The sequence below is a fragment of the Pseudorhodobacter ferrugineus DSM 5888 genome, assembly GCF_000420745.1.
In the GTDB taxonomy this organism is placed as follows: Bacteria; Pseudomonadota; Alphaproteobacteria; order Rhodobacterales; family Rhodobacteraceae; genus Pseudorhodobacter; species Pseudorhodobacter ferrugineus.
Genome location: NZ_ATVN01000009.1, coordinates 53,095 through 75,153, shown reverse-complemented (window position 1 = coordinate 75,153; position 22,059 = coordinate 53,095). Strand labels below are relative to the sequence as shown.

The 22,059-nt window shown below is 60.9% G+C and carries 18 protein-coding genes; 8 read left to right on the top strand and 10 right to left on the bottom strand.

Going from position 1 to position 22,059, the window contains the following annotated elements; translation table 11 throughout:
- The first annotated feature begins 82 nt into the window (after positions 1 to 82).
- The gene (gene purF, locus G560_RS0109785) at positions 83 to 1,546 is read left to right on the top strand and encodes an amidophosphoribosyltransferase (protein ID WP_022704135.1); all 1,464 of its coding nucleotides are present in this window, start codon (positions 83 to 85) and stop codon (positions 1,544 to 1,546) included.
- Between the two features lie 87 nt (positions 1,547 to 1,633).
- On the top strand, positions 1,634 to 2,287 hold the full coding sequence (locus tag G560_RS0109780) for an SDR family NAD(P)-dependent oxidoreductase (RefSeq protein WP_022704134.1): 654 nt from the start codon (positions 1,634 to 1,636) through the stop codon (positions 2,285 to 2,287).
- A 3-nt stretch (positions 2,288 to 2,290) separates the two neighbouring features.
- On the opposite strand, the gene G560_RS0109775 is transcribed toward G560_RS0109780, so the two are convergent.
- From G560_RS0109775 to G560_RS0109760, 4 genes are all read right to left on the bottom strand, one after another.
- Positions 2,291 to 3,193 (bottom strand): NAD(P)-dependent oxidoreductase, encoded by a 903-nt coding sequence (locus G560_RS0109775; protein ID WP_022704133.1) that lies wholly within the window; start codon positions 3,191 to 3,193, stop codon positions 2,291 to 2,293.
- Positions 3,190 to 4,620 carry an aldehyde dehydrogenase family protein gene (locus G560_RS0109770; RefSeq protein ID WP_022704132.1) on the bottom strand — a complete coding sequence of 477 codons (1,431 nt, stop codon included), beginning with the start codon at positions 4,618 to 4,620 and terminating at the stop codon, positions 3,190 to 3,192. The genes G560_RS0109775 and G560_RS0109770 overlap by 4 nt, the downstream gene beginning before the upstream one ends.
- 7 nt (positions 4,621 to 4,627) lie before the next feature.
- Positions 4,628 to 6,187: a trimethylamine methyltransferase family protein gene (locus G560_RS0109765; RefSeq protein WP_022704131.1), complete on the bottom strand. Its 1,560-nt coding sequence runs from the start codon at positions 6,185 to 6,187 to the stop codon at positions 4,628 to 4,630.
- A 70-nt stretch (positions 6,188 to 6,257) separates the two neighbouring features.
- Positions 6,258 to 8,708, bottom strand: a complete 2,451-nt coding sequence (locus G560_RS0109760; protein WP_197082876.1) for a GcvT family protein — start codon at positions 8,706 to 8,708, stop codon at positions 6,258 to 6,260.
- Positions 8,709 to 8,897: 189 nt separating this feature from the next.
- Here G560_RS0109760 and G560_RS0109755 point away from each other — a divergent pair, with 189 nt between their 5' ends.
- On the top strand, positions 8,898 to 9,452 hold the full coding sequence (locus G560_RS0109755; protein WP_022704130.1) for a helix-turn-helix domain-containing protein: 555 nt from the start codon (positions 8,898 to 8,900) through the stop codon (positions 9,450 to 9,452).
- Between the two features lie 8 nt (positions 9,453 to 9,460).
- On the opposite strand, the gene G560_RS0109750 is transcribed toward G560_RS0109755, so the two are convergent.
- Positions 9,461 to 11,899 (bottom strand): GcvT family protein, encoded by a 2,439-nt coding sequence (locus tag G560_RS0109750; protein ID WP_022704129.1) that lies wholly within the window; start codon positions 11,897 to 11,899, stop codon positions 9,461 to 9,463.
- A 156-nt stretch (positions 11,900 to 12,055) separates the two neighbouring features.
- Here G560_RS0109750 and G560_RS0109745 point away from each other — a divergent pair, with 156 nt between their 5' ends.
- On the top strand, positions 12,056 to 12,904 hold the full coding sequence (locus G560_RS0109745; protein WP_022704128.1) for a LysR family transcriptional regulator: 849 nt from the start codon (positions 12,056 to 12,058) through the stop codon (positions 12,902 to 12,904).
- On the opposite strand, the gene G560_RS0109740 is transcribed toward G560_RS0109745, so the two are convergent.
- From G560_RS0109740 to G560_RS0109725, 4 genes are read right to left on the bottom strand one after another with little or no spacing between them, the layout of a single operon-like run.
- On the bottom strand, positions 12,901 to 14,253 hold the full coding sequence (locus tag G560_RS0109740) for a DUF6880 family protein (RefSeq protein ID WP_022704127.1): 1,353 nt from the start codon (positions 14,251 to 14,253) through the stop codon (positions 12,901 to 12,903). The two genes, G560_RS0109745 and G560_RS0109740, sit on opposite strands and share 4 nt — an antisense overlap.
- 3 nt (positions 14,254 to 14,256) lie before the next feature.
- Positions 14,257 to 15,294: a zinc-binding dehydrogenase gene (locus G560_RS0109735; protein ID WP_028913940.1), complete on the bottom strand. Its 1,038-nt coding sequence runs from the start codon at positions 15,292 to 15,294 to the stop codon at positions 14,257 to 14,259.
- 60 nt (positions 15,295 to 15,354) lie between these two features.
- Positions 15,355 to 15,594: a phosphoribosylformylglycinamidine synthase subunit PurS gene (purS, locus tag G560_RS0109730; protein WP_022704125.1), complete on the bottom strand. Its 240-nt coding sequence runs from the start codon at positions 15,592 to 15,594 to the stop codon at positions 15,355 to 15,357.
- A gap of 12 nt (positions 15,595 to 15,606) precedes the next feature.
- On the bottom strand, positions 15,607 to 16,368 hold the full coding sequence (locus G560_RS0109725; RefSeq protein ID WP_022704124.1) for a phosphoribosylaminoimidazolesuccinocarboxamide synthase: 762 nt from the start codon (positions 16,366 to 16,368) through the stop codon (positions 15,607 to 15,609).
- 178 nt (positions 16,369 to 16,546) lie between these two features.
- Here G560_RS0109725 and G560_RS0109720 point away from each other — a divergent pair, with 178 nt between their 5' ends.
- The 3 genes from G560_RS0109720 (at position 16,547) to bmt (ending at position 19,985) form a co-directional block, all read left to right on the top strand.
- The gene (locus G560_RS0109720; RefSeq protein WP_022704123.1) at positions 16,547 to 16,861 is read left to right on the top strand and encodes a DUF1476 domain-containing protein; all 315 of its coding nucleotides are present in this window, start codon (positions 16,547 to 16,549) and stop codon (positions 16,859 to 16,861) included.
- 151 nt (positions 16,862 to 17,012) lie between these two features.
- Positions 17,013 to 18,914, top strand: a complete 1,902-nt coding sequence (locus G560_RS0109715) for a phosphatidylglycerol lysyltransferase domain-containing protein (RefSeq protein ID WP_022704122.1) — start codon at positions 17,013 to 17,015, stop codon at positions 18,912 to 18,914.
- 54 nt (positions 18,915 to 18,968) lie between these two features.
- Positions 18,969 to 19,985 carry a betaine--homocysteine S-methyltransferase gene (gene bmt, locus G560_RS0109710; protein WP_022704121.1) on the top strand — a complete coding sequence of 339 codons (1,017 nt, stop codon included), beginning with the start codon at positions 18,969 to 18,971 and terminating at the stop codon, positions 19,983 to 19,985.
- 102 nt (positions 19,986 to 20,087) lie between these two features.
- Here the strand turns inward: bmt and G560_RS0109705 are convergent, their stop codons facing one another.
- The gene (locus G560_RS0109705) at positions 20,088 to 21,185 is read right to left on the bottom strand and encodes a PA0069 family radical SAM protein (RefSeq protein WP_050525209.1); all 1,098 of its coding nucleotides are present in this window, start codon (positions 21,183 to 21,185) and stop codon (positions 20,088 to 20,090) included.
- A gap of 154 nt (positions 21,186 to 21,339) precedes the next feature.
- Here G560_RS0109705 and G560_RS0109695 point away from each other — a divergent pair, with 154 nt between their 5' ends.
- Positions 21,340 to 22,035, top strand: coding sequence for a corrinoid protein (locus G560_RS0109695; RefSeq protein ID WP_022704119.1), 696 nt, complete (start codon positions 21,340 to 21,342; stop codon positions 22,033 to 22,035).
- Positions 22,036 to 22,059 lie beyond the last annotated feature (24 nt).

Below are 22,059 nucleotides of genomic sequence, written 5' to 3'. Positions count from 1 at the left end.
TTGCGGCGATCATGGCGTGACACTCCCCGCCAGAGCGATTACACGGGGGGCATCAATTTCCCCTCGGATTCGGAGCCAGCCCATGCGCCCCTTCCTCGCCCACCCGTTCGACAGTGATAAGTTGCATGAAGAGTGTGGCGTTTTCGGCGTCATCGGCATGGCGGATGCGTCCAGCTTTGTGGCGCTTGGCCTGCACGCCTTGCAACATCGCGGGCAAGAGGCTGGCGGGATTGTGACATACGAGGCCGAGGCCGGTTTTTGTTCCGCCCGCCGTTTCGGCTATGTCCGCGATAACTTTACCAAAGCCGATGTGATGAGCACGCTGCCGGGCACCATCGGCATCGGCCATGTGCGCTATTCCACGGCCGGGTCCAAAGGCGCCACCGCGATCCGCGATGTGCAGCCGTTCTTTGGCGAATTTTCGATGGGTGGTTCGGCGATTGCCCACAACGGCAATATCACCAATGCCACCGCCCTGCGTCGCGAATTGATCGAACGCGGCTCGATCTTTCAATCCTCGTCCGACAGCGAATGCATCATCCACCTGATGGCGCGCTCGATGGGCCGCAACATCCCCGACCGGATGGAAGAGGCGCTGCGCAAGGTCGAAGGCGCGTTTTCCATCGTTGCCATGACCCGCACCAAACTGATGGGCGTGCGTGACCCGCTGGGTGTGCGGCCTTTGGTCTTGGGTAAACTGGGCGATGGCTGGGCACTCAGCTCGGAAACCTGCGCGCTTGATATCATCGGCGCTGAATTTATCCGCGAAATCGAACCGGGTGAAATGATCGTCATTTCCGAAAAGGAAGGCGTGCAAAGCCACTTCCCGTTCCGCCGTGTCAAATCACGCGGCTGTATCTTTGAGCATGTGTATTTCTCGCGCCCTGACAGCATTCTCGGCGGCCGCTCGGTCTATGAAACCCGCCGCCAGATCGGTGTGGAATTGGCCAAGGAAAGCCCGGTGGATGCCGACCTCGTTTGCCCCGTGCCCGATAGTGGCACCCCTGCCGCCATCGGTTACAGCCAAGAATCCGGCATCCCCTACGCGATGGGCATCATCCGCAACCAATACATGGGCCGCACCTTTATTGAACCAACCGAGCAGATCCGCAACATGGGCGTGCGTTTGAAACTGAACGTCAACCGCGCGCTGATCAAAGGCAAACGGGTGATTTTGGTCGACGATTCCGTCGTGCGCGGCACCACCTCGCGCAAGATCAAGGATATGATCTTGGATGCGGGTGCCGCCGAGGTTCACTTCCGCATCGCCTCCCCGCCCACGGCTTGGCCCTGCTTTTACGGCGTCGACACGCCCGAACGCTCCAAACTCCTCGCCGCCACCATGTCCGAGGAAGAGATGCGCGATTGGATAGGTGTCGACAGCTTGAAATTCGTCTCACTCGACGGGCTCTACCGTGCCGCAGGGGCCGCCAAGGGCCGCGACACCAAATCCCCGCAATATTGCGATGCATGTTTCTCGGGTGAATACCCCATCGCCCCATCCGACATGATCGAAAAAGGGTTCGAGATGAAGGCGGCCGAATAGCCCCACCTTCCCCTTTTTCTGTTTAAAAATATCCCCGCCGGAGGCTCTGCCACTGGCAAACAGTCCAGACGGCCCAAGGAATCGACCATGACCCAAAAAATCGCCCTCGTCACCGGTGCCTCGCGCGGTCTGGGTGCCGCTATGGCCGAGGAATTGGCCCTGCAAGGCTGGCATGTGGTCGCCGTGGCCCGCACAACTGGCGGGCTGGAAGAGGTCGATGACCGCGCCAAGACGGCAGGTGCCACGGGCGGTCTGACGCTGGCCCCGATGGACATCACCAATGACGATGCCATGCGCCACCTGTGCCGCTCTATCTTTGACCGCTGGGGCGGGATTGATCTGTGGGTCCACGCCGCCATTCACGCTGCCCCCTTGGCCCCTGCTGGCCATATCGACGTCAAAGACTGGGACAAATCGGTCGCTATCAACCTGCGCGCCACGGGCACCCTCATCCCGATGGTGGAACCGCTTTTGCGCGCACGCCCCGGCAGTGTCGCGCTGTTTTTGGATGACCCCCGCGCTGGCGAACAGTTTTTCGGCGCTTACGGTGCCACCAAAACCGGCCAAATCGCGCTGGCCCGGTCTTGGGCGGCCGAAACCTCGAAAACCGGCCCGCATGTGGTCATCGCGGCGCCAGTACCGATGCCCACCGCCACCCGCGCCCGCTTTTTCCCGGGCGAAGATCGTGCCCCCCTCACCGCGCCCCGCGATGAGGCAAAACGCATCCTTGGCGCGCTGTAGCCCTTATTCCAACCGCGCCGGAAAACCTGGCGCGCGCAGGTCGGTGCCCAACAAATCCTCCAGCAGCTTGGCAATCATAGGCGATTGCGCCTCGCCGCCATAGGCCGCGCGTGCCGCGACATAGGTTTGTTCCGTCGCCGCCGCCAAATCCAGCGGCACACCAAATTCGCGGCCAAACCCTAGGGCAAAACCCAAATCCTTCAGCGCCAAATCCACATTGAACGCCACATCATAGGACCCGTTCAAGATAAGCGCCCCTTCGGTTTCATGCACAAAACTATTGCCCGAAGACGCCGCAATCGCCGCATGGGCCTGCGCCAAATCAAGGCCCCCGCGCTTGGCCAGCATCAGCGCCTCACTCGTCGCCTTCAGGTGAATAAACGCCAACATGTTGGTTATCACCTTGATAATGCTTGATGATCCCAACGGCCCCATGTGGAAAATCCGGTCGCCCATCGCCTGCATCGCGGGCAAATGCAGGTCATACAAATCCGCATCGCCCCCCGCCAGCATGGTAATCTTGCCAGTGGCTGCCAAATGTACGCCACCCGTCACCGGCAGTTCCATCATCCGCACACCGGCATCCGCCGCAACGGCCCCCAGACGCAGCACATCGTCGCGCCCCAGCGTCGACATCTCGACCCAGCTTGCGCCCGGTTTCATCACTGGCAAAATCCCGCGCAACACGCGTTCAGACACCGCAGGCGAGGGCAAGCAAGTGATCACATGATCCACCGATGCCGCCAGCGCTTCGGCACTCGGGGCCAACACTGCCCCCATCGCCACAAGCCGTTCGGCAAGTGCCGCGTTCAAGTCAAACACCGTCACCTGCATCCCCGCCCGCAACAAACAAGCCGCGCAATTGGCCCCCAAATTCCCCAGCCCGATATAGCCGTAATGCATCATGCCCCGTACCCCACGATTGCCTTCACCTCACAAAAGTCATGAATACCCCAATCGGCATATTCGCGCCCGTTGCCTGATTGTTTGTACCCGCCAAACGGCGCAAATGTGTCCCACTCCGGCCCGTTCAGATTGACCTGCCCCGCCCGCAACCGCCGCGCGACGGCTCGTGCCTCGGTCAAACCGCCCTGCACATAGGCCGCCAGCCCGTAGACCGTATCATTGGCCATCGCGACCGCCTGATCGACCGTATCATAGGACAAGATCACCAGCACAGGGCCAAAGATTTCCTCGCGCTCGATGGTCATGCCCGCAGTGACATCGCCAAACACGGTCGGTTGCGCATAGTGCCCAAAGTTCATCCCTTCGGGCCGCCCAAGCCCCCCCGTGACCAGCGTGGCCCCTTCGGAAATCCCTGCCCCAATCAGCGCTTGGACCTTTTCATATTGCGCGCGGCTGACCAGCGGCCCCATCGTCACGGCGGCATCATTCGTGTCGCCAATAACGATATCCGCCACTGCGGCCTGCGCGGCGACAAAGGCCACACTTTCTGACCCGCGCGGAATGAACATCCGCGTCGGCGCATCGCAGCTTTGGCCCGTGTTGCCCATGCAGGCCGCAACCCCTTGGGCCACCGCCGCCGCAATATCGGCCGAGGGCAGGATGATATTGGCCGACTTGCCGCCCAATTCCTGCGCCACCCGTTTGACCGTAGGGGCTGCGGATTGGGCCACCTGCACGCCCGCGCGGGTCGATCCGGTAAAGCTGACCATATCGACGTCGGGGTGCGATGACAGCCGCGCGCCCACCTCGGGCCCCGTGCCGTTGATCAGGTTAAACACCCCCGCAGGCACCCCCGCCGCATGGCACACCTCGGCCCAAAGCAGCCCCGACAAAGGCGCAATTTCCGACGGTTTCAACACAACCGTACAGCCCGCCGCAATCGCAGGGGCCACCTTGCAAACGATCTGGTTCATCGGCCAGTTCCATGGCGTGATCAGCGCGCAAACGCCAATCCCTTCGCGGATCACCCGCGTATCGCCACGGCTTTCCTCCCAGTGAAACGCCTTGGCCGCCGCAATCGTGCTTTGCAAATGCACTTGCCCCGCCCAGACCTGCGCCTCGCGCGCCCAAGTGATCGGCGCGCCCATTTCCATCCGCATCGCTTGGGCAAAATCCTCGGCCCGCGCGTCATATTCGGCCAGCATCCGCTCCAACAACGCAATGCGTTCGGCCACGGGTGTAAGGGTGAACCCGTCAAACGCCGCCCGCGCTGCCGCCACCGCACGGTCGGCATCTGCCTCCGACCCCAAGGCAATTTCGGTCACGATCTCCTCGGTCCCGGGGTTTTCCACCCCTAACCGATCCGTGCCCAAAGGTACGACCCATTCCCCGTTGACGTAAAACTTTAAGGCATTCGCAAAAGTCATTGAATCCTCACTTGAAATAGATTTTGTATTTGGCGCGGATCATCGCATCCACCTCGGGGTCGATCAAACGACCTGCGCGTGCCAGAATAGCATTCTTACGCTCGATCGCCTTGTCCAAAAGCAACGGCTTGCCCGCCTCGTTCCATTCCTTGGGCGACATGCGGTTGCCCACCGCAGGGTAAATATACTCAGTCTGCATCAGCTTTAGCGTCTGATCTGACCCCAAATAATGCCCCGGTCCGCCCAAACACACCTCTTTCATCGCCTCAATCGACGTGCTGTCCGGCGTCACATCAATGCCCCGCACAAGGCGCATCGCTTGGCCCAAAAGGTCATCGCCAAGCACAAGGCTTTCCATGCAGAATCCCAGCAAAGACGCATGCATCCCCACCGCCTCATAGCACATATTCAAACCCGACAGACCCGCGAGCGCATTGGTGATCCCCTGCTCCCATCCCGCCTGCATATCCGGCAGTTTGCTGTCAGAAATCCCCGATGCCGCCCCGCCCGGAAGGTCATAAAACTTGTGCATCTGCGAGCAACCGGCCGTCAGCAGCGCCTGTTCCGCCGATCCACCCGACATTGCCCCCGTGCGCAAATCCGACACGAACGGCCATGTCCCGAAAATACACGGCGCTCCGGGCATGATGGCATTGGCATAAACCACACCCGCCAAACATTCCGCCACCGCCTGCACAATCGTCAGCGCAATCGGCGCAGGCGCTGTCGCCCCCGCTTGGCCCGCCGACAGCAGCAGCATTGGCATCCCGCGCCGGATACAATCTTCCATCACGATGCAGCTTTCCTCGGCAAACTTCATCGGCGGCACAACAAAACAGTTCGAGTTACTGACAAACGGCCGCTCGCGCCATTTGTCCTCACCGCCTGCAATGGTGTAAAGCATCTCGAAACACTCAGCCACATGGGAAGGGTCACTGAACGACGTGCCCACATGCTTGCGCGTACCCGAAAGCGACCCATACAGGGTGTTCAGGTCCATATCCAGATTATCGGGAATATCGCGACACACCATAGTACGTTGATAAAAATGGATATTGTCTAAATTATCAACCAATCGTGCCGCATCATACAAATCCTGCGCTGTCGACTCGCGATACTCAAGCGAGATGGGATCGACAATATGCACCGCCGCCCCCGCGGTGCCAAAATGCACGCGGCTGCCTGACAAATGCAGATCATGCTTGGGGTCGCGTGCATGCAGCGTTATGCCGCGCGCAGCCACCGCCAACATATCCTCGACCAAGGCCCGCGGAAAGCGCAAGCGCCCGTCATCGCCCTGAATGGCCCCCGCCGCCGTCATAATCTCCACCCCCGATGGCGGCGCCTGTGACAGCCCAATCTGCTCCAACGCCTGCAACGCAGACTCATGGATCTGCGCCACGCCCGCATCACTCAGCGGCTTATACTGCCCCCCCAACATGCCAGCCCGCACCGGCCGCATCTCTTCTGACAAAGGGGCCGCCCGCAACGCCACGCGACTTGCCCGCCCCCCTGCCCGTCCAGACCGCGCGCGCGCTGGCTCACAAATCTCGCCAATCTCATCCATCCCGCCACCCTTTTTCTGTTCAAAAATATCCCGGGGGGGCCGGGGGGCTGGCCCCCCGGCTACCGCCAGCCTACATCCGCACCCGCTCCGATTTCGGATCATACATCGGCGCAAGTGACGCCTCGGCCGCAAAGCGTTTTCCCGCAACCTCGATCTCATAGCGCGATGCCAGCACCTGCTCCGCCGACTCCCCCGCACAAGGCACATAGCCAAGGCCAATCGCGCCACCCAAATGGTGCCCGTAATTGCCCGACGTGATCGGCCCCACGATCCGCCCATCCCGCACAATCGCCTCGTTATGGTACAGCATCGGCAAGGGATCGGTCAGCTTGAACTGCACCATCCGCCGCGACAGCCCCGCCTCACGTTTGCGCAAAACCGCCTCTCGCCCGATAAACGCGCCCTTGCCCGTTTTCACCGCAAAGCCAAGGCCCGCCTCCAGCACATGATCTTCATCGGTAATATCATGGCCAAAATGGCGATAGCCCTTCTCGATCCGGCAGGAATCAAGCACATGCAAGCCACACAGCGTCAGCCCGCCAGAAACAGCGGCTCCAGCCCCTTCCAGCGCCTCAAACACATGCGCCGCTTGGTCGGTGGAGACATAAAGCTCCCAGCCCAGTTCGCCCACATAGGTAACACGGTGCGCCCGCGCCAACCCCATGCCAATCTCGATTTCCCGAGCGCTGCCAAACGGATGCACTTCATTGCTAAAGTCCGCAGGTGACACCGCCTGCAACAATTCGCGGCTTTTCGGTCCCATGACACACAGCACCGCCTCTGCCGCCGTCACATCCGTGACAACGGCAAAGGCATCGCCCAGATGCTTGCGCAACCAGGCCAGATCGCGCTGCAAGGTCGCCCCTGGCACCACAAGGAAATAGGCGGTTTCCGACAGGCGCGTCACGGTCAGATCGCTTTCAATCCCGCCGCGCGCATTCAGCATCTGGGTGTAAACAATCCGCCCCGCAGGCACGTCCACATCATTGGCACAAACCTTTTGCAAGAGCGCACAGGCATCACGCCCCTCGACCCGGATCTTCCCGAAAGAGGTCATGTCAAACAACCCAACCCCCTCTCGCACGGCCTTATGCTCGGCCGCAGCATTGCTGAACCAGTTCTGCCTGCCCCAGGAATATTCATACGCCCGCGCCTGGCCCTCATGCGCAAACCAGTTCGCGCGTTCCCAACCGACAACCTCGCCAAACACAGCACCCCGTGCCTTCAAATGCTCATGCAAAGGCGAACGCCGCACCCCGCGGCTGGTTGCCATCTGGCGGTACGGATAGTGGTCGGCATAAAGCAGCCCCAAAGTCTCGGACACCCGTTCCTTCAAATAGGTCCGGTTGCGCTGGAACGGCTGGGCACGCCGAATATCGACCTCCCAAAGGTCAAACGGTGCCTCGCCCTCAGTGATCCAATGCGCCAGCGCCATGCCCGCACCACCTGACCCCGCGATCCCAACCGAGTTATACCCCGCCGCCACCCAATAACCGCCAAGTTCCGGCGCTTCGCCCAAATAATAGCGGTCATCCGGCGTAAAGCTTTCCGGCCCGTTGAAAAACGTATGAATCCCCGCCGATTGAAACAGCGGCATCCGCTCCATCGCGGCCTCTAGGATGGGTTGGAAATGGTCCCAATCCTCTGGCAGCGTGTCGAATTCGAAATCATCCCGAATGCCGCCCATGCCCCACGGCTTGGCCTTGGGCTCAAACGCGCCAATCATCATTTTGCCCGCGTCCGATTTGTAATAGGCGCATTCATCGGGCACGCGCAAAACCGGCAAATGCCCAAGGCCTGCAATCGGTTCGGTGACCAGATAGAAATGTTCGCACGGATGCAGCGGCAAGGTCACACCGCTGTCAGCCGCCAAGTCGCGGCCCCACATACCACCGCAATTGATCACGACATCAGCGGCAATATGCCCGGGCTCGCCTTCTACCACATAGTCCACGCCCGTCACACGGCCCGCGGCCTTGGTCACAGCCGTAACCTTCACGCCTTCCAACACCTTGGCGCCCCGCATCCGTGCGCCCTTGGCCAGCGCCATCGCAATATTGGCAGGATCACATTGCCCGTCCAACGGCAAATGCACTGCCCCCACCACATCGCCGATGTTCAAATGCGGATACATCGCCTTCGCCTCGGTCGGCGAAATTTCGGCCACATCCACGTCAAAAATCCGTGCAACCGTGGCTTGGCGCAACAACTCCTCGTGCCGCGCTGCCGTCAGCGCAACCGAGATCGACCCCACCTGCCGCATCCCCGTGGCCACGCCGGTTTCCGCCTCCAGCTTGACATACAAATCCGCCGAATATTTCGCCAAACGCGTCATATTCGCCGAACCGCGCAGCTGCCCGATCAGCCCCGCCGCGTGCCACGTCGTCCCCGATGTCAGCCGCTTGCGCTCCAACAACACAATATCGGTCCAGCCCGCTTTAGCCAGATGATAGGCAACCGAGCAGCCCGATATTCCGCCCCCGATAATGACGGCACGCGCTGTTTTAGGGATCAAAGACATCATAGACTCCATATATGATAAGATCGTCCATCAATGCGCGCGCCTAAATGAAATTTCAAACGTATTTTTCATTTCCGCAGTAAAACACAACCAAAAATCTATAACGCTCCACAATTCACCACATTTTTTCACCTTCGCCCTTGCCCCGCCCCCCGTTTTCGCCGCAGTTTGGCGCAAAGGAGAGCAGGAATGAGCGAACAGGTTGGCCAAGATATCCGCGCCTTGCGCAAGGCGCGCGGGCTTACGCTGGCCACTTTGGCCGAACAGGTCGGCAGGTCCGTGGGTTGGTTGAGCCAGGTCGAGCGCGGCCAAACCCTGCCCGCAATCCCCGACCTTGGCCGCCTTGCCGAAATCCTTGGCGTCACCATCAGCTTTTTCTTCCGCTCGGCCAGCCGGAGCGAGGCAGAACGCGGCTTGATCCAACGCGCCGCCGACCGCACCCCGATCGGCAACGCCACACACGGCTTGGTCGAAGAATTGCTCTCGCCCGGTCTTGGTGGCAGTTTCGAAATGCTGAAATCCAGCTTTGCCCCCAAGGCGCGCAGCAAAACCATAAAGCCCCGCGCGGAACGTGAGGATGGTGGCGTGCTTTTGTCCGGCCAATTGGTCATCACAATCGGCGGTCAGGATTTCACCCTCGCGCCGGGCGACAGCTTTCAATTTGCGGCCAAACCCTACGCCTGGCACAACCCCGGCGATGTTCCCGCCGTGGTGATCTGGGTCGTCTCGCCGCCGATTTACTGACATCATTCCTATGCCCTGATCCGCGCATTCGACGGGTCCCACAGCGGCGCATCGTCCTGCACCACGGCGCGGTGGCGGGTGCCAAAGATTTCAACCTCCAGCACCGTCCCCGCCACGTTCAAATCCGCGCGCAACATCCCCAGCCCGATACAAGCCCCGATACGGTGGCCGAAATACCCGCTGGTCACTTCACCAACCACCGTATCGCCGTGCCAAATCGTTGACATATACGGCGGGTCATACGCCCCCGCCTCAATCACCAAAGTCGTGAATTGCTTGGTCACGCCACGCTGTTTTTCGGCCGCCAGCGCCGCCTTGCCCCGAAACTCATGGCCCCAATCAACGAACCGTTCCAAACCGCCTTGCAGCACCGTGTAATCGGTCGAAAGATCGCCTTTCCACGCCCGATACCCCTTTTCAATCCGCAAAGAATTCAACGCGAACATCCCAAAGGGCCGCAAACCATGCGCCGAACCAGATGCCATAACCGCATCCCACACGCCGGGCGTATCCTCGCGGCGCGAATGGATTTCCCAGCCCAATTCTCCGGCAAAGGACACCCGCATCAACACCACATCCGCGCCCGCAATCTGCGCGCGCTGCCACGTCAGCCACGGCAGGGTCAAATCCGCCTCGCAAACCCCCGCCAAAACCGCACGGCTGTTGGGCCCAGTCAAAATCTGGCACGACCAATCATCGGTTTCATCGCGCAAGATCAACCCATGCGGCAGGCTGGCCAGCAACCACTCGCGGTCATGCGCCTGCGCCGTGGCGGCGGTGATCAGCATCACCTCGTCCTCGGCCACCCGCGCCACCGACATTTCGGTCACAATCCGGCCCTTTTCATCGGCGAAATAGGCCAACCCCAAGCGCCCAACCTTGGGCACCCGCCCTGTAATCTGCGCCGACAACCAATCGATCACGCCGCGGCCAGACACACGGAACCGCGAAAACCCGGGCAGGTCCAAAATACCCGCCGCATCGCGCACGGCCTCACATTCCGCTTTCACAGCGCTAAACCACGCGCCTTCACGCCTCCACGTCTGCACGCCTTCAGGCGTCACATCATCGCCCGCCCGCGCATACCAATTCGCCCGCTCCCAGCCGTTATAGGCGCCAAACTGCGCCCCCAAACCGGCCACCCGATCATGCACGGATGACAATTTCTGCCCCCGTCCCGCAGGCCACGCATAATGCGGGAAATGCATGCCATATTCATGGCCGTACACCTCCATCCCCTTGGCAATGCAGTATTCTTCTCCCTCAAACCCCGTAAAGCGGCGCGGATCACACGACCACATATCCCACTCGGTCGCGCCCTCTGTCACCCACTCGGCCAGCACCTTGCCCGCGCCCCCTGCCTGACAAATGCCAAAGGTGAACACACAGGCCTCAAACGCCTTGGGCACCCCCGGCATCGGCCCGATCAAAGGGTTGCCATCGGGGGTATAGGGGATCGGCCCGTTGATCACCTTGGTCAAAGGTGCAGTCCCCAACAGCGGCACCCGCGCCATCGCATCCTCGATATGCCACTCCAACCGCTCCAGATCATCTGGGAACAGTTGGAAACTGAAATCGGCAGGGAACGGGTCGTCCTTGTCAACCCAATGCGCGCGGCAATTGCCTTCATAGGGCCCAAGGTTAAAGCCGTTCTTTTCCTGCCGCAGGTAATAGCTGCTATCCACATCGCGCAACAGCGGCAGCTTGCCCCCCGTCGCGGCACTATGTGCGGCAATTTCCGGCACGGTATCAAACAGCATATACTGATGGCTCATCACCATCATCGGCACCTCGCGGCCAAACATCCGGCCCACCTCGCGCGCGTAATACCCCGCCGCGTTCACCACATATTCGCAGCGAATTTCGCCCTTCTCGGTGACAATCACCCACTCATCCGCCTCGCGCCGCACCGCTAGCACAGGGCAAAACCGCTCAATCCGCGCGCCCATGTTGCGTGCGCCCTTGGCCAGCGCTTGCGTCAACTGCGCCGGATCAATATCGCCATCGTTCGGGTCATAAAGCGCGCCCGCCAAATCATGCGTCTCAAGGAAAGGATAGCGCGCCTTGATCTCGTCAGGCGCAAGCAGCTCCAAATCCATCCCCTGATAGCGCCCCATCCCCACCACGCGGCGAAACTCGTCCATCCGCTCTGCCGTATGGCCCAAACGGACCGACCCCGTGACATGGTAATTCATCGGATAATCCACTTCGGCCCCAAGGCCGCGGTACAATTCCGCCGAATAGCGCTGCATGTTCATAATCGACCAAGAACTTGAAAACGTCGGCACATTCCCCGCCGCATGCCAGGTCGACCCTGCCGTCAGCTCGTTCTTTTCCAACAGCACACAGTCCGTCCAACCCGCCTTTGCCAAATGATACAAACACGACGCCCCAACCGCCCCGCCGCCAATAATCACCACCCGCGCGCTCGTCGGAAACTCGGCCATACCCCACCCTTTTTCTGTTCAAAAATATCCCCGCCGGAGGCACCCGTTGGCGGGCACCCGCACAGGTGTCAGCCACGACTATCCACCCGAACATCTCCACTTACAATTCGGCAAATCCGGCCTTATTAATCGGACATCCCGATTAGGAACCCACCCATGCAACCCGACCAAATCGAAACCTTCCTCGACCTCGTGGAAACCCGCAGCTTCAACCGCACCGCCGAACGCCAAGGCCTCACGCAATCTACCGTTTCGGGGCGCGTCGCCTCTCTCGAATCCGCACTCGGCGTCAAACTCTTCACCCGCTCGCGCGCAGGCACCGACCTCACCACCGAAGGCCTGAAATTTGCGCCCCACGCCCGCTCCTTGCGCCATGCTTGGGCCGAGGCGCGCCATTCCGTCACCCCTACGGGCGAGGCGGTGATCAACATCCGCCTTGGCATCCAATCCGACCTTGCCCCAAACCTTTTAGGCGACTGGATGCAAGGCTTTCGCCAACACCTACCTGATTGTGCCTTTTACATTGAGCCGGATTTTTCCCTGCAAATGTGCCGCGACCTCACCTCTGGCGCGTCCGATTTCGCGGTGCTTTATACTCCCTACGCTTCGCCCGACCTGAATTTCACGTCCTTGGGCGAAACCCGCTATCGCCTGATCTCGTCCGAAACCGACCGCCGCGCGGGCCTGCGGCCTGCCACCTATATCCGAGCCAATTTCGCGCCTGCGTTCGATGCGCATCACCGCGCGGCCCTGCCCGAGCTCCAAGACGCCCCCATCGCAGCAGGGCAAAGTGCCACCATCGCAGGCCTGCTGACCAAACTCGGCGGGTCGGCCTATTTGCTGGATGTCATGGCACAGGATCTGATCGCCACGGGCCAGTTTCAGGCCGTCAAAGATGCGCCGATCATCCACCAGCCCGTCCATGCCGCAACCCATCTGCGCAACCGCACGGCCAAACTGCACCGTCAGCTTTTGCGCGTGGTGCAAACCACGTTCAAAGTCTAACGCGCCTCTAACTTGGCCACCGCCGCCCAAAAGGCAATCTTGCGGCCATGCAATTCCTCGGCCCAATCCGTAAACTTTGCATGCGGCGCGACCGAACCGTGATCCACCACATGCGCATCAAGCCGCGCACATTCCACAAACAGCTGCGCCGCTTGGGCGTAATGCGCCGATTTCGCGCGCCGCAGCACCCAATCCACCACCGCCCGAAACAGCGCCATCGCGGCCAAGGGAAAGCCATCGGACAACCGCTCGCCCGCCGCGATCAAAATCTCATGATGCTCGCCGTCCAGCTCGCATTGGCGGGCAATAACCAAGGCGGCGGCTTGCGGCAAGGCGTTCCAGTTGACCAAAAAGTTCAACGCAGCCACCGCATTGCCAAACCCCGCCGCGAACGCCAAAGCCTTCTCTTCGGCCTCCATATCGTCAAAATCCGGCAAGCGTTTCAAATAGTCGCGCAAATGCGGGGCAGACAGTTGCCGCTCAAAGCAAGCCCAGCGAAAGGCTTGCGCCTCCTCCGTGCGCCCCAAGCCTTCCAACGCGGCAATCCGCGCATCTTGCCAGTCTACAGGGATCCAACCGCCATCGGGTTTCGCATCCACACGGTCCAACACCGCCAAGGCCTCCTCGGCCCGCCCCGCTGCGACCAACCGCCCCGCAATCTCGGCCGCCACCGCTGGCAAGGCGCGCGCGCCGGCAGGATAACTGGCGATAAACGCATCCACATCATTGCCCGCATCGGCAATCTGGCGCAGCGCCAACAACCCGCCACGCGGCACTTTCGCCCCTTGCAAACGCTCTTTGACCGCCGCCAAACCCTCTGGCCCCAAAGCGCCTGACATCGCAGGGATCAACCCGTCAAACTGGCCATAGCCGTTATCGCTCAGCGCCTCAAAGACACGCTCGGCCATTGGCCTCGGGTCCATGCCAACCGACCCAGCGCCCAGCGCAGCAACCCCGGCCTGAAACACCGATGCAATCTCGCCCGTGCGGTCCTCACACCTGTCAAACACCGGATCAGCCAGCGCCACAAACCGCCACAGTAAATCGCCCCCTAGCGCGGGGTCTGATGGCAACACTTGCCCTTCAATCGCCGCCAATTGCGTTTGCAAATCCACCACCAGCGCCTTACGCCGCCGCCACGTCACCCGCGTGCGCGCCTTTGCTATCAGCGCTAGCCGCTTGCCAATCTCGGCCGCCGCCTCAACCGGTCCCTGCTCACCCGCCAGCGCCAGCCGCAGCCGCTGTTTGGCAGGTGCCGACCCTTTGCTGATGTCCAACAGCAATTCAGCCAAGGCAGGCGCGCCCAGCGCCTCAAGGTTCTTGGCGTTCAAAGTGGTCCGTGACGCCATGCCCTAGCCCGAAAAGTCCGAGATCACCGCAACCCCTGGCGATGTCGGCCCGTTAAAGGCCCGCAATTCGGCAGACGCATCCGACAGCCGCACTTCGCGCGCGATCAGCGGCGTCATATCCACTGCCCCCCGCGTAATCATCTCCAACAACGATGGATAGCGCCAGCTTGGCATCCCCCGCGTGCCAAACAGCGCCAAATTCTTCATATAAACCGCGTTCATATTGATCTGCATATGCGCGGTATGGCCCACGGGCATCCCCACTTGCACATGCCGCCCCAAGGGGCGCAGGCATTCAATCGACGCATTTGTCGTGGCCTCAATCCCCAGCGCTTCGACGCTCACATGCGCGCCGCCGCCTGTAATCTCAATAATCCGCGCAGCAACATCACCTTCGCGTGCATCAATCGCCGCCTCGGCCCCAAGGCCCAGCGCATGTGTCAGCTTTTCCGCCACCACATCGACCACCACAACCCGCGCGCCCAAGGCCCGCGCCAGCAGCAGCACCGACAGGCCAATCCCGCCCGTGCCATGCACCGCAACCCATTCGCCCGCTTGCACCGCCGCCCGCCCCGTCAGCGCGTGCCACGCCGTTGTCACGCGGCACCCAAGGCCCGCCGCCACCACAGGCGACAGCGTTTCGGGCAGGCGCGCAAGGTTATGGGCAAACGGCACAGATACATATTCGGCAAAGGCACCGGGTTCAACAAACCCCGGCAAACGTTGGGTTTTACAGATGTTCTGGTTGCCCGACTGGCAATCGGGACAGGCGCCACAGGCAAGGATAAACGGGGCGACCAACCGATCCCCCACTTGCCATTTGGCCAAAGGCCCAGCCTCGACCACCTCGCCGCAATATTCATGGCCTTGGATTTGCCCGGGCTTGACGCGCGGATGCTCGCCCACCCAGCCATGCCAATCGGACCGGCAGATGCCGCAGGCCAACACCTTCAACACCACACCGTCCGCCTCGCACACGGGGTACGGCACGGACTCTAAGCTTAGATCTGCGTTATATATCCGTAAAACTGCTGCGCGCATGATGCTCCCCCTGCTTTGTCCCAACAAGAGCCAAAGCAGGCGGTCAGGTCAAGCGCCGCTTTAAACGATCTCGACCGTGTATTTCTCAATCACCGTATTGGCCAACAGCTTTTCGCACATGGCCTTTACTTCAGCTTCCGCCGCCGCCTTGTCGGTCGACGATAAATCCAGCTCGATCACCTTCCCCTGCCGCACGCCCGTGACGCCCGCAAAGCCCAAAGTCCCCAACGCGTGGCGCACTGCCTCGCCTTGCGGGTCCAAAACACCGTCTTTCAGCATGATATGAACACGAGCTTTCATGGTAGGCGCCTTTCAGTTGATCAGGGTCGGCTTGGTTGTATGCGTGACATTGGTGGGCAAAACCCCCAAGCGCCGCGCCAGTTCAGTATAAACATCGGCCAGCGGGATCGGGTCGCGCTGCTGGTCTTCGCGTTCGGTCAAATCCAGCCCGCGCATATCCCACAAGCGGCAGCTGTCTGGCGAAATCTCATCGGCCACGATCAGGCGCATGAAATCGCCTTCCCAAACGCGACCCACCTCCAGCCGGAAATCGGCAAGCCTGATCCCTGCGCCCAGCATAACGCCGGTCAAAAAGTCGTTCACCCGCAAGGCCAACGCAATAATATCGTCCAGATCCTGTTGGTTCGCCCAGCCGAAGGCGACGATATGTTCCTCGGACACCAAGGGATTGCCCAGCTTTTCGTCCTTGAAATAATATTCCACAATCGGGCGCGGCAAAGGTGTGCCCAGCGGTATCCCCAACCGTTCGGTCATCTGCCCCGCGGCATAGTCGCGCACCACGATTTCCAGCGGCAAAATCTCGGCCATCCGCACCATCTGTTCGCGCATGTTCAGACGCTTGATGAAATGCGTCGGCACCCCGATGCTGTTCAGCCCCGACATGAAAAATTCGGACAGGCGGTTGTTCAACACGCCCTTGCCTTCCACAGTGGCTTGCGGCGGGGTTGCCGCCTCCAGCCCGTCATCCTTAAAATACTGGATCAAGGTGCCCGGCTCGGGCCCTTCATAAAGGATCTTGGCCTTGCCCTCATATACTTTCTTGCGGCGCGCCATGACGTTTCCGATACCCCATTCGAATGCTTCACAGGGCCAAAAACCCTATATCCATCGCGCTATAGTCTATGGCAGCCCCGCTCGCAAGCCAGCGTTGCCTTTTGCACCCCGCCCCCTTGCAGCAAACGAGCATCAAGGGCATATCATGGGGTAAGCAAACCAAAGGAAAGGGTCCGCCGTGTCCACATTCGACAATCGCGAACAGGCGTTTGAGGCGAAATTCGCCCATGACGCCGATATGCAATTCCGTGCCGAGGCGCGCTGCAACAAGCTGACCGGCCTTTGGGCCGCTGAAATGCTCGGCAAAACCGGCCAAGAGGCGACAGATTACGCCATGACCGTCGTCGCCGCCGATTTTGAAGAGGCCGGCAACGAAGATGTCGTGCGCAAACTCGCCGCCGATCTGGTTGGTCACGCCACGGCCGATGAAATCCGCGCCAAACTGGCGGCGATGCTGCCAGTTGCCAAAGCGCAACTGATGGCCGAACTCTAAAGTCCTTTGGCGGGCGCACCCCGAAACATGGGGCAACCGCGCCCGCCGCGCCTTATACACGCTTAAACTCTGCTCAATTTGACCTGTTAAGGGCGCATAAACCCTCCCCGCCGTACCAATGACCTAAGGGTCTGTGGTCAAAGGGTTTGGTATGGAACAGTCAGGAAACGGGTGCGTTTTGCGCATGGGCAACGCATTGCCAGCCTCGAACGGGGTTACACACTACAAGCTGCGCGCGCTTGCCGCGATTGTCCTAACCGTTTTGTTCCTATCGCTGCTGCAACAGCGCCTTGCCAGCTTGGATTTTGGCGCCGTCATGCTGGCATTTGCGGCTGTGCCCAGTGCCAATTGGCTTTTGGCTCTGGCGGCAACGGCCCTTAGCTTTTGGGCGGTCGGCCAATATGACGCCAGTTTGCACCGTCACCTGAACACCCAAACCACCCCCAAAAACGCGCACCGTGCAGGTATGGCCGCCATTGCTTTGGGGCAAACCCTTGGCCTTGGCGTGCTGAAAGGCGCGCTCGTGCGCTGGCGCATGGTGGCGGGCCTGTCCTTGATCGACGCGACCAAACTATCGGCCGCCGTGGCCGTATCCTTCCTGTTTGGCTGGGCCGTCATCACCGGCGCAGTTCTGTTGACCGTCCCGACCGCACCGTTGAAATCACTTGCACTCGCAGGTTGCGCGCTTGGCCTGTTGGTTGCGGCCCTGTGCCTGATCCAACCCTGCTGGCGGGTTTTTGGCCATAAAATCACCCTGCCCAACCTGTTCACCCTTTGGCACATTCTGGCCTTTACCTTGGTTGATACCGTCGCGGCGGCGGCCGCTTTATGGCTTTTGTGCCCGCCCGATCTGGCGCTGCCCTTTGCCGCACTCTTGCCCGCCTATCTTTTGGCCTTGGGCGCAGGGCTGTTGTCTGGCACCCCCGGCGGCGTTGGCGCGTTTGAAATGACACTCCTCGCCGCCTTGCCGATGGTCGATGAACCCGCACTCATCGCAGGCGTGCTCGCCTTTCGGCTTGCCTATTACGCCGTGCCTGCGGTCCTTGCGGCCCTGCGCGTGGTAACGCAGCGCCGCCCCGCCAAGGCCCAAGCGAAACCACGGCGCAGACAGCCCTATGCCAATACCCCCGCCGAGGCCGAACTAGCCGCCCAAAACCATATCAAAATAATCGATATTTCACCGCACTCTCAGGCGCTTATCGGCGAAACACCACATGCCATGATCTTGCTTTTGGACCCGTTCGGTGCGCCAAATCACGCGCAATCCCTTGGCGCCCTTTCAGCCTTGGCCAAGGCGCGCACGCGGGTGCCGTGCCTCTATAAATGTGGCCCCGCTCTTGCTGCCGCTGCGCGCGCCGCTGGTTGGTTCATCCTCCCCGTCGCTGGCGAGGCGTGGCTCAATCCCACCACCTTTACCTTGAACGGATCCGACAAATCCGCCCTGCGCCGCAAACTGCGCAAGGTTGAAAAATCGGGCCTGACATTGCGCGAACTTACCCCTGCCGATCTGCATGCCACCGCCTGCATCAACCGCGAATGGGCCAGCAATAACGGCGGTGAACGCGGCTTTTCTATGGGCCGTTTCGCCCCTGCGCAAATCGCGGCCCAACGCATCTTTGGGGCCTTTGACGGCGACAATCTTTGCGCCTTTATCAGCTTTCACCATAACAGCCATGAATGGGCGCTTGACCTGATGCGCCACCGCACAGACACCCCCGATGGCACCAATTACGCGCTGGTCACACTTGCGCTGAACACCGCCGCAGGCGCAGGCATCGCCCGCCTGTCCCTTGCCGCCGCCCCGCGGCTACCGCCTGTTTTGAACCGCCTTTTGCACCTGCCATCGGGCCTGTGTCAGTTCAAAGACAGCTTTGCCCCGCGCTGGCAGCCGCTCTACATTGCGGCGCCGAACCGTCTGTCGCTCGCGCTAGCCGCATCCGAGGTGTACCGTGAAATCCGCACGCCGCCGCCCCTGCCCCAAACACCCGCAACCCAAAGCCCCGCAGGCCAAAATCAAATTGCCTCCAGCGTCCAGCCGTGGCAAATGGGATGAAATAGCGCGGCCAATGCGACAGGCCGTCCCCTCCGGCAGCAGGCAGGACACACCATGACCAACGCACTCACGAAACTACTGGACAGTCGCGACTGGCTTTTGGCCGATGGCGCGACCGGCACCAACCTGTTCAACATGGGCCTAGAGGCAGGCGAACCGCCCGAGTTTTGGAACGTCGATAAACCTGCCAATATCCGCAAGCTCTACAAAGGCGCGGTTGATGCAGGCTCGGATATCTTTTTGACCAACAGCTTTGGCGGCAACGCCAGCCGCCTGAAACTGCATCAGGCCCAAGGCCGCGTGATGGAGCTGAACCTCATTGCCGCCGAAATCGCGCGCGACGTGGCCGATGCATCGGGTCGTACCATCGTCGTCGCAGGCTCGGTTGGCCCCACGGGTGAGATTTTTGAACCGATGGGCACCCTGACCCATGCGTCCGCCGTTGAAATGTTCCACGAACAGGCCGAAGGGCTAAAGGCGGGCGGCGCGGATGTTTTGTGGATTGAGACCATCTCCGCCCCCGAAGAATACCGCGCGGCGGCCGAGGCCGCAAAACTGGCGGGTATGCCCTATTGCGGCACCATGAGCTTTGACACGGCAGGCCGCACCATGATGGGCACCACATCCGCCGCAATGGTCGAAATGGTCGAAAAACTGGCCTATCCGCCGCTGGCGTTCGGTGCCAACTGTGGTGTCGGTGCGTCTGACCTGATGCGTACGATGCTGGGCTTTGCCGCCCAAGGATCGTCTATCCCCTTGATCGCAAAGGGTAACGCAGGCATTCCAAAATACCATGACGGTCATATCCACTATGATGGCACGCCTGATTTGATGGCCGAATACGCCGTGCTGGCCCGCGATGCCGGTGTCAAAATCATTGGCGGTTGCTGTGGCACCATGCCAGAACACCTTGCCGCCATGCGCGCCGCCCTCGAATCCCGCCCCAAAGGCCCGCGCCCCACGCTGGAACAGATCTCGGCCGCACTGGGCGGCTTCTCCTCGGCGTCCGATGGCACCGGCGATGATGCCAACGCCCCAAAGCGCGAGCGCCGTGGTGGCCGCCGCGCCTAACCTGCGTCAGGTGGGGGCCAAAAACGCCCCCGCCCCTTTCATCTGTTCCCAAATATCCACAACGGCTTGCGGCCCAATCGCGCCGCCAAACCGCCAAACCCGTTAAAACAGCCGCAGCTGATCCCCCACCCGCACAGGCGGGGTAAACAGATCACAGCGCAGCGGGTCCAAGCGCAACGCCAGCCCCAACCGCGTCCGCGCCGCCTCAAACCGCCGCGCCATCAAATCCGCCCACACCCCGCGCCCCCGCATCCGCGTGCCAAAAGCGGCATAATACACCGCCCCCCCGTGCAACTCGGCCAAACGCGCCAACACCTTTTCGGCCCGCCCCGGCACATGTTGGGCCAACCAATCGCGAAACAACCCCTCCACCTCGCCAGGAAGGCGCAGCATAATCCAACTGGCCGCCACCGCCCCCGCACCCTGCGCTGCCGCCATAATTCCCTCCATCTCCGCATCCGTCAGCCCCGGAATAACCGGCGCGACCATCACCCGCACCGGCACCCCCGCATCGGCCAACCGCGCAATCATCACCAACCGCCGCGCAGGGGCAGGCGCGCGCGGCTCTAACCGCCGCGACAACCCTGCATCCAGCGTTGTCATCGACACCCCCACCCGCACCAACCCGCGCACAGCCATCGGCCCCAGAATATCCAGATCCCGCTCAATCAACGCGCCCTTGGTCGTAATCGCGACGGGGTGGTTATGCGCCGCCAATACCTCCAGCACCTCACGCATCACCCCATACTGCGCCTCAACCGGTTGATACGGATCGGTATTTGTCCCAATTGCAATCACTCCCACCTTGTACCCGCGCGCCCGCAACTCGCCGTCCAGCACCGCGCCAATGCCGGGCCGCGCAACCAACTTGGTTTCAAAATCCAACCCCGCCGACAGGTTCAAAAACGCATGGCTTGGCCGCGCATAGCAATAGGCACAGCCATGTTCGCACCCCCGATACGGGTTCACCGACCGGTCAAACGGCAGGTCCGGCGACGCATTATAGCTAATTGCCGTCCGCGCCCGTTCCACCCGCACCTCGGTGCGCAACAACCGCTCATCCTGGGGCATCTCCCACCCGTCATCCACAGCCACCCGCGAAGCCGCTTCAAACCGCCCCACAGCGTTTGACCCAACCCCACGCGCCCGCACCCGAACCCCGCGTTCCACCGACCCGATCTCATCCCTAAATTGCGTCATCCTGCCACACTGGAACAAAACATAAACAAACGCCAGTAAATCGTATCTCCAAATTGCAACTTGTCGGGTTTCACCCTATCAATGTCGCAAACCGAAAAGTGGTCCGCCCCCTTTGCGACCATGCACAAATCAGGGCCACGCGCAGGAGCATGCAATGTCTGACGACGAAATCATCCTTTCCGAACTTTCCGATGACGAACTGGTCCTGCAAATGCATGACGACCCTTACGATGGCCTGCGTGAGGAAATCGAAGAAGGTGTGAACATCCTGATCGCCCGCGGATGGGCCCCCTATGACGCCCTGACCAAGGCGCTTGTGGCTGGCATGACCATCGTCGGAGCCGACTTCCGCGATGGCATTTTGTTTGTCCCCGAGGTGCTGCTTGCCGCCAACGCGATGAAGGGCGGCATGGCCATCCTGAAACCGCTGCTGATCGCTACAGGTGCCCCCCGCATGGGTAAAATGGTTATCGGCACCGTCAAAGGCGACATCCACGACATCGGCAAAAACCTTGTCGGCATGATGATGGAAGGCGCAGGCTTTGAAGTCCGCGACCTTGGCATCAACAATTCGGTTGAGAAATACCTTGAGGCACTAGAGGCCGAACAGCCAGACATCCTTGGCATGTCCGCCCTGCTCACCACCACCATGCCTTATATGAAGGTCGTGATCGACACGCTGAAAGAAAAAGGCATGCGCGAGGATTACATTGTTCTGGTCGGCGGCGCGCCCCTGAACGAAGAATTCGGCAAGGCCATCGGCGCAGACGCCTATTGCCGCGATGCCGCCGTGGCCGTGGAAACCGCCAAAGGCTTCATGATGCGCAAACACAACCGCGCCAGCGCGTAAAACCGCTGCGACATCCATAAAAGC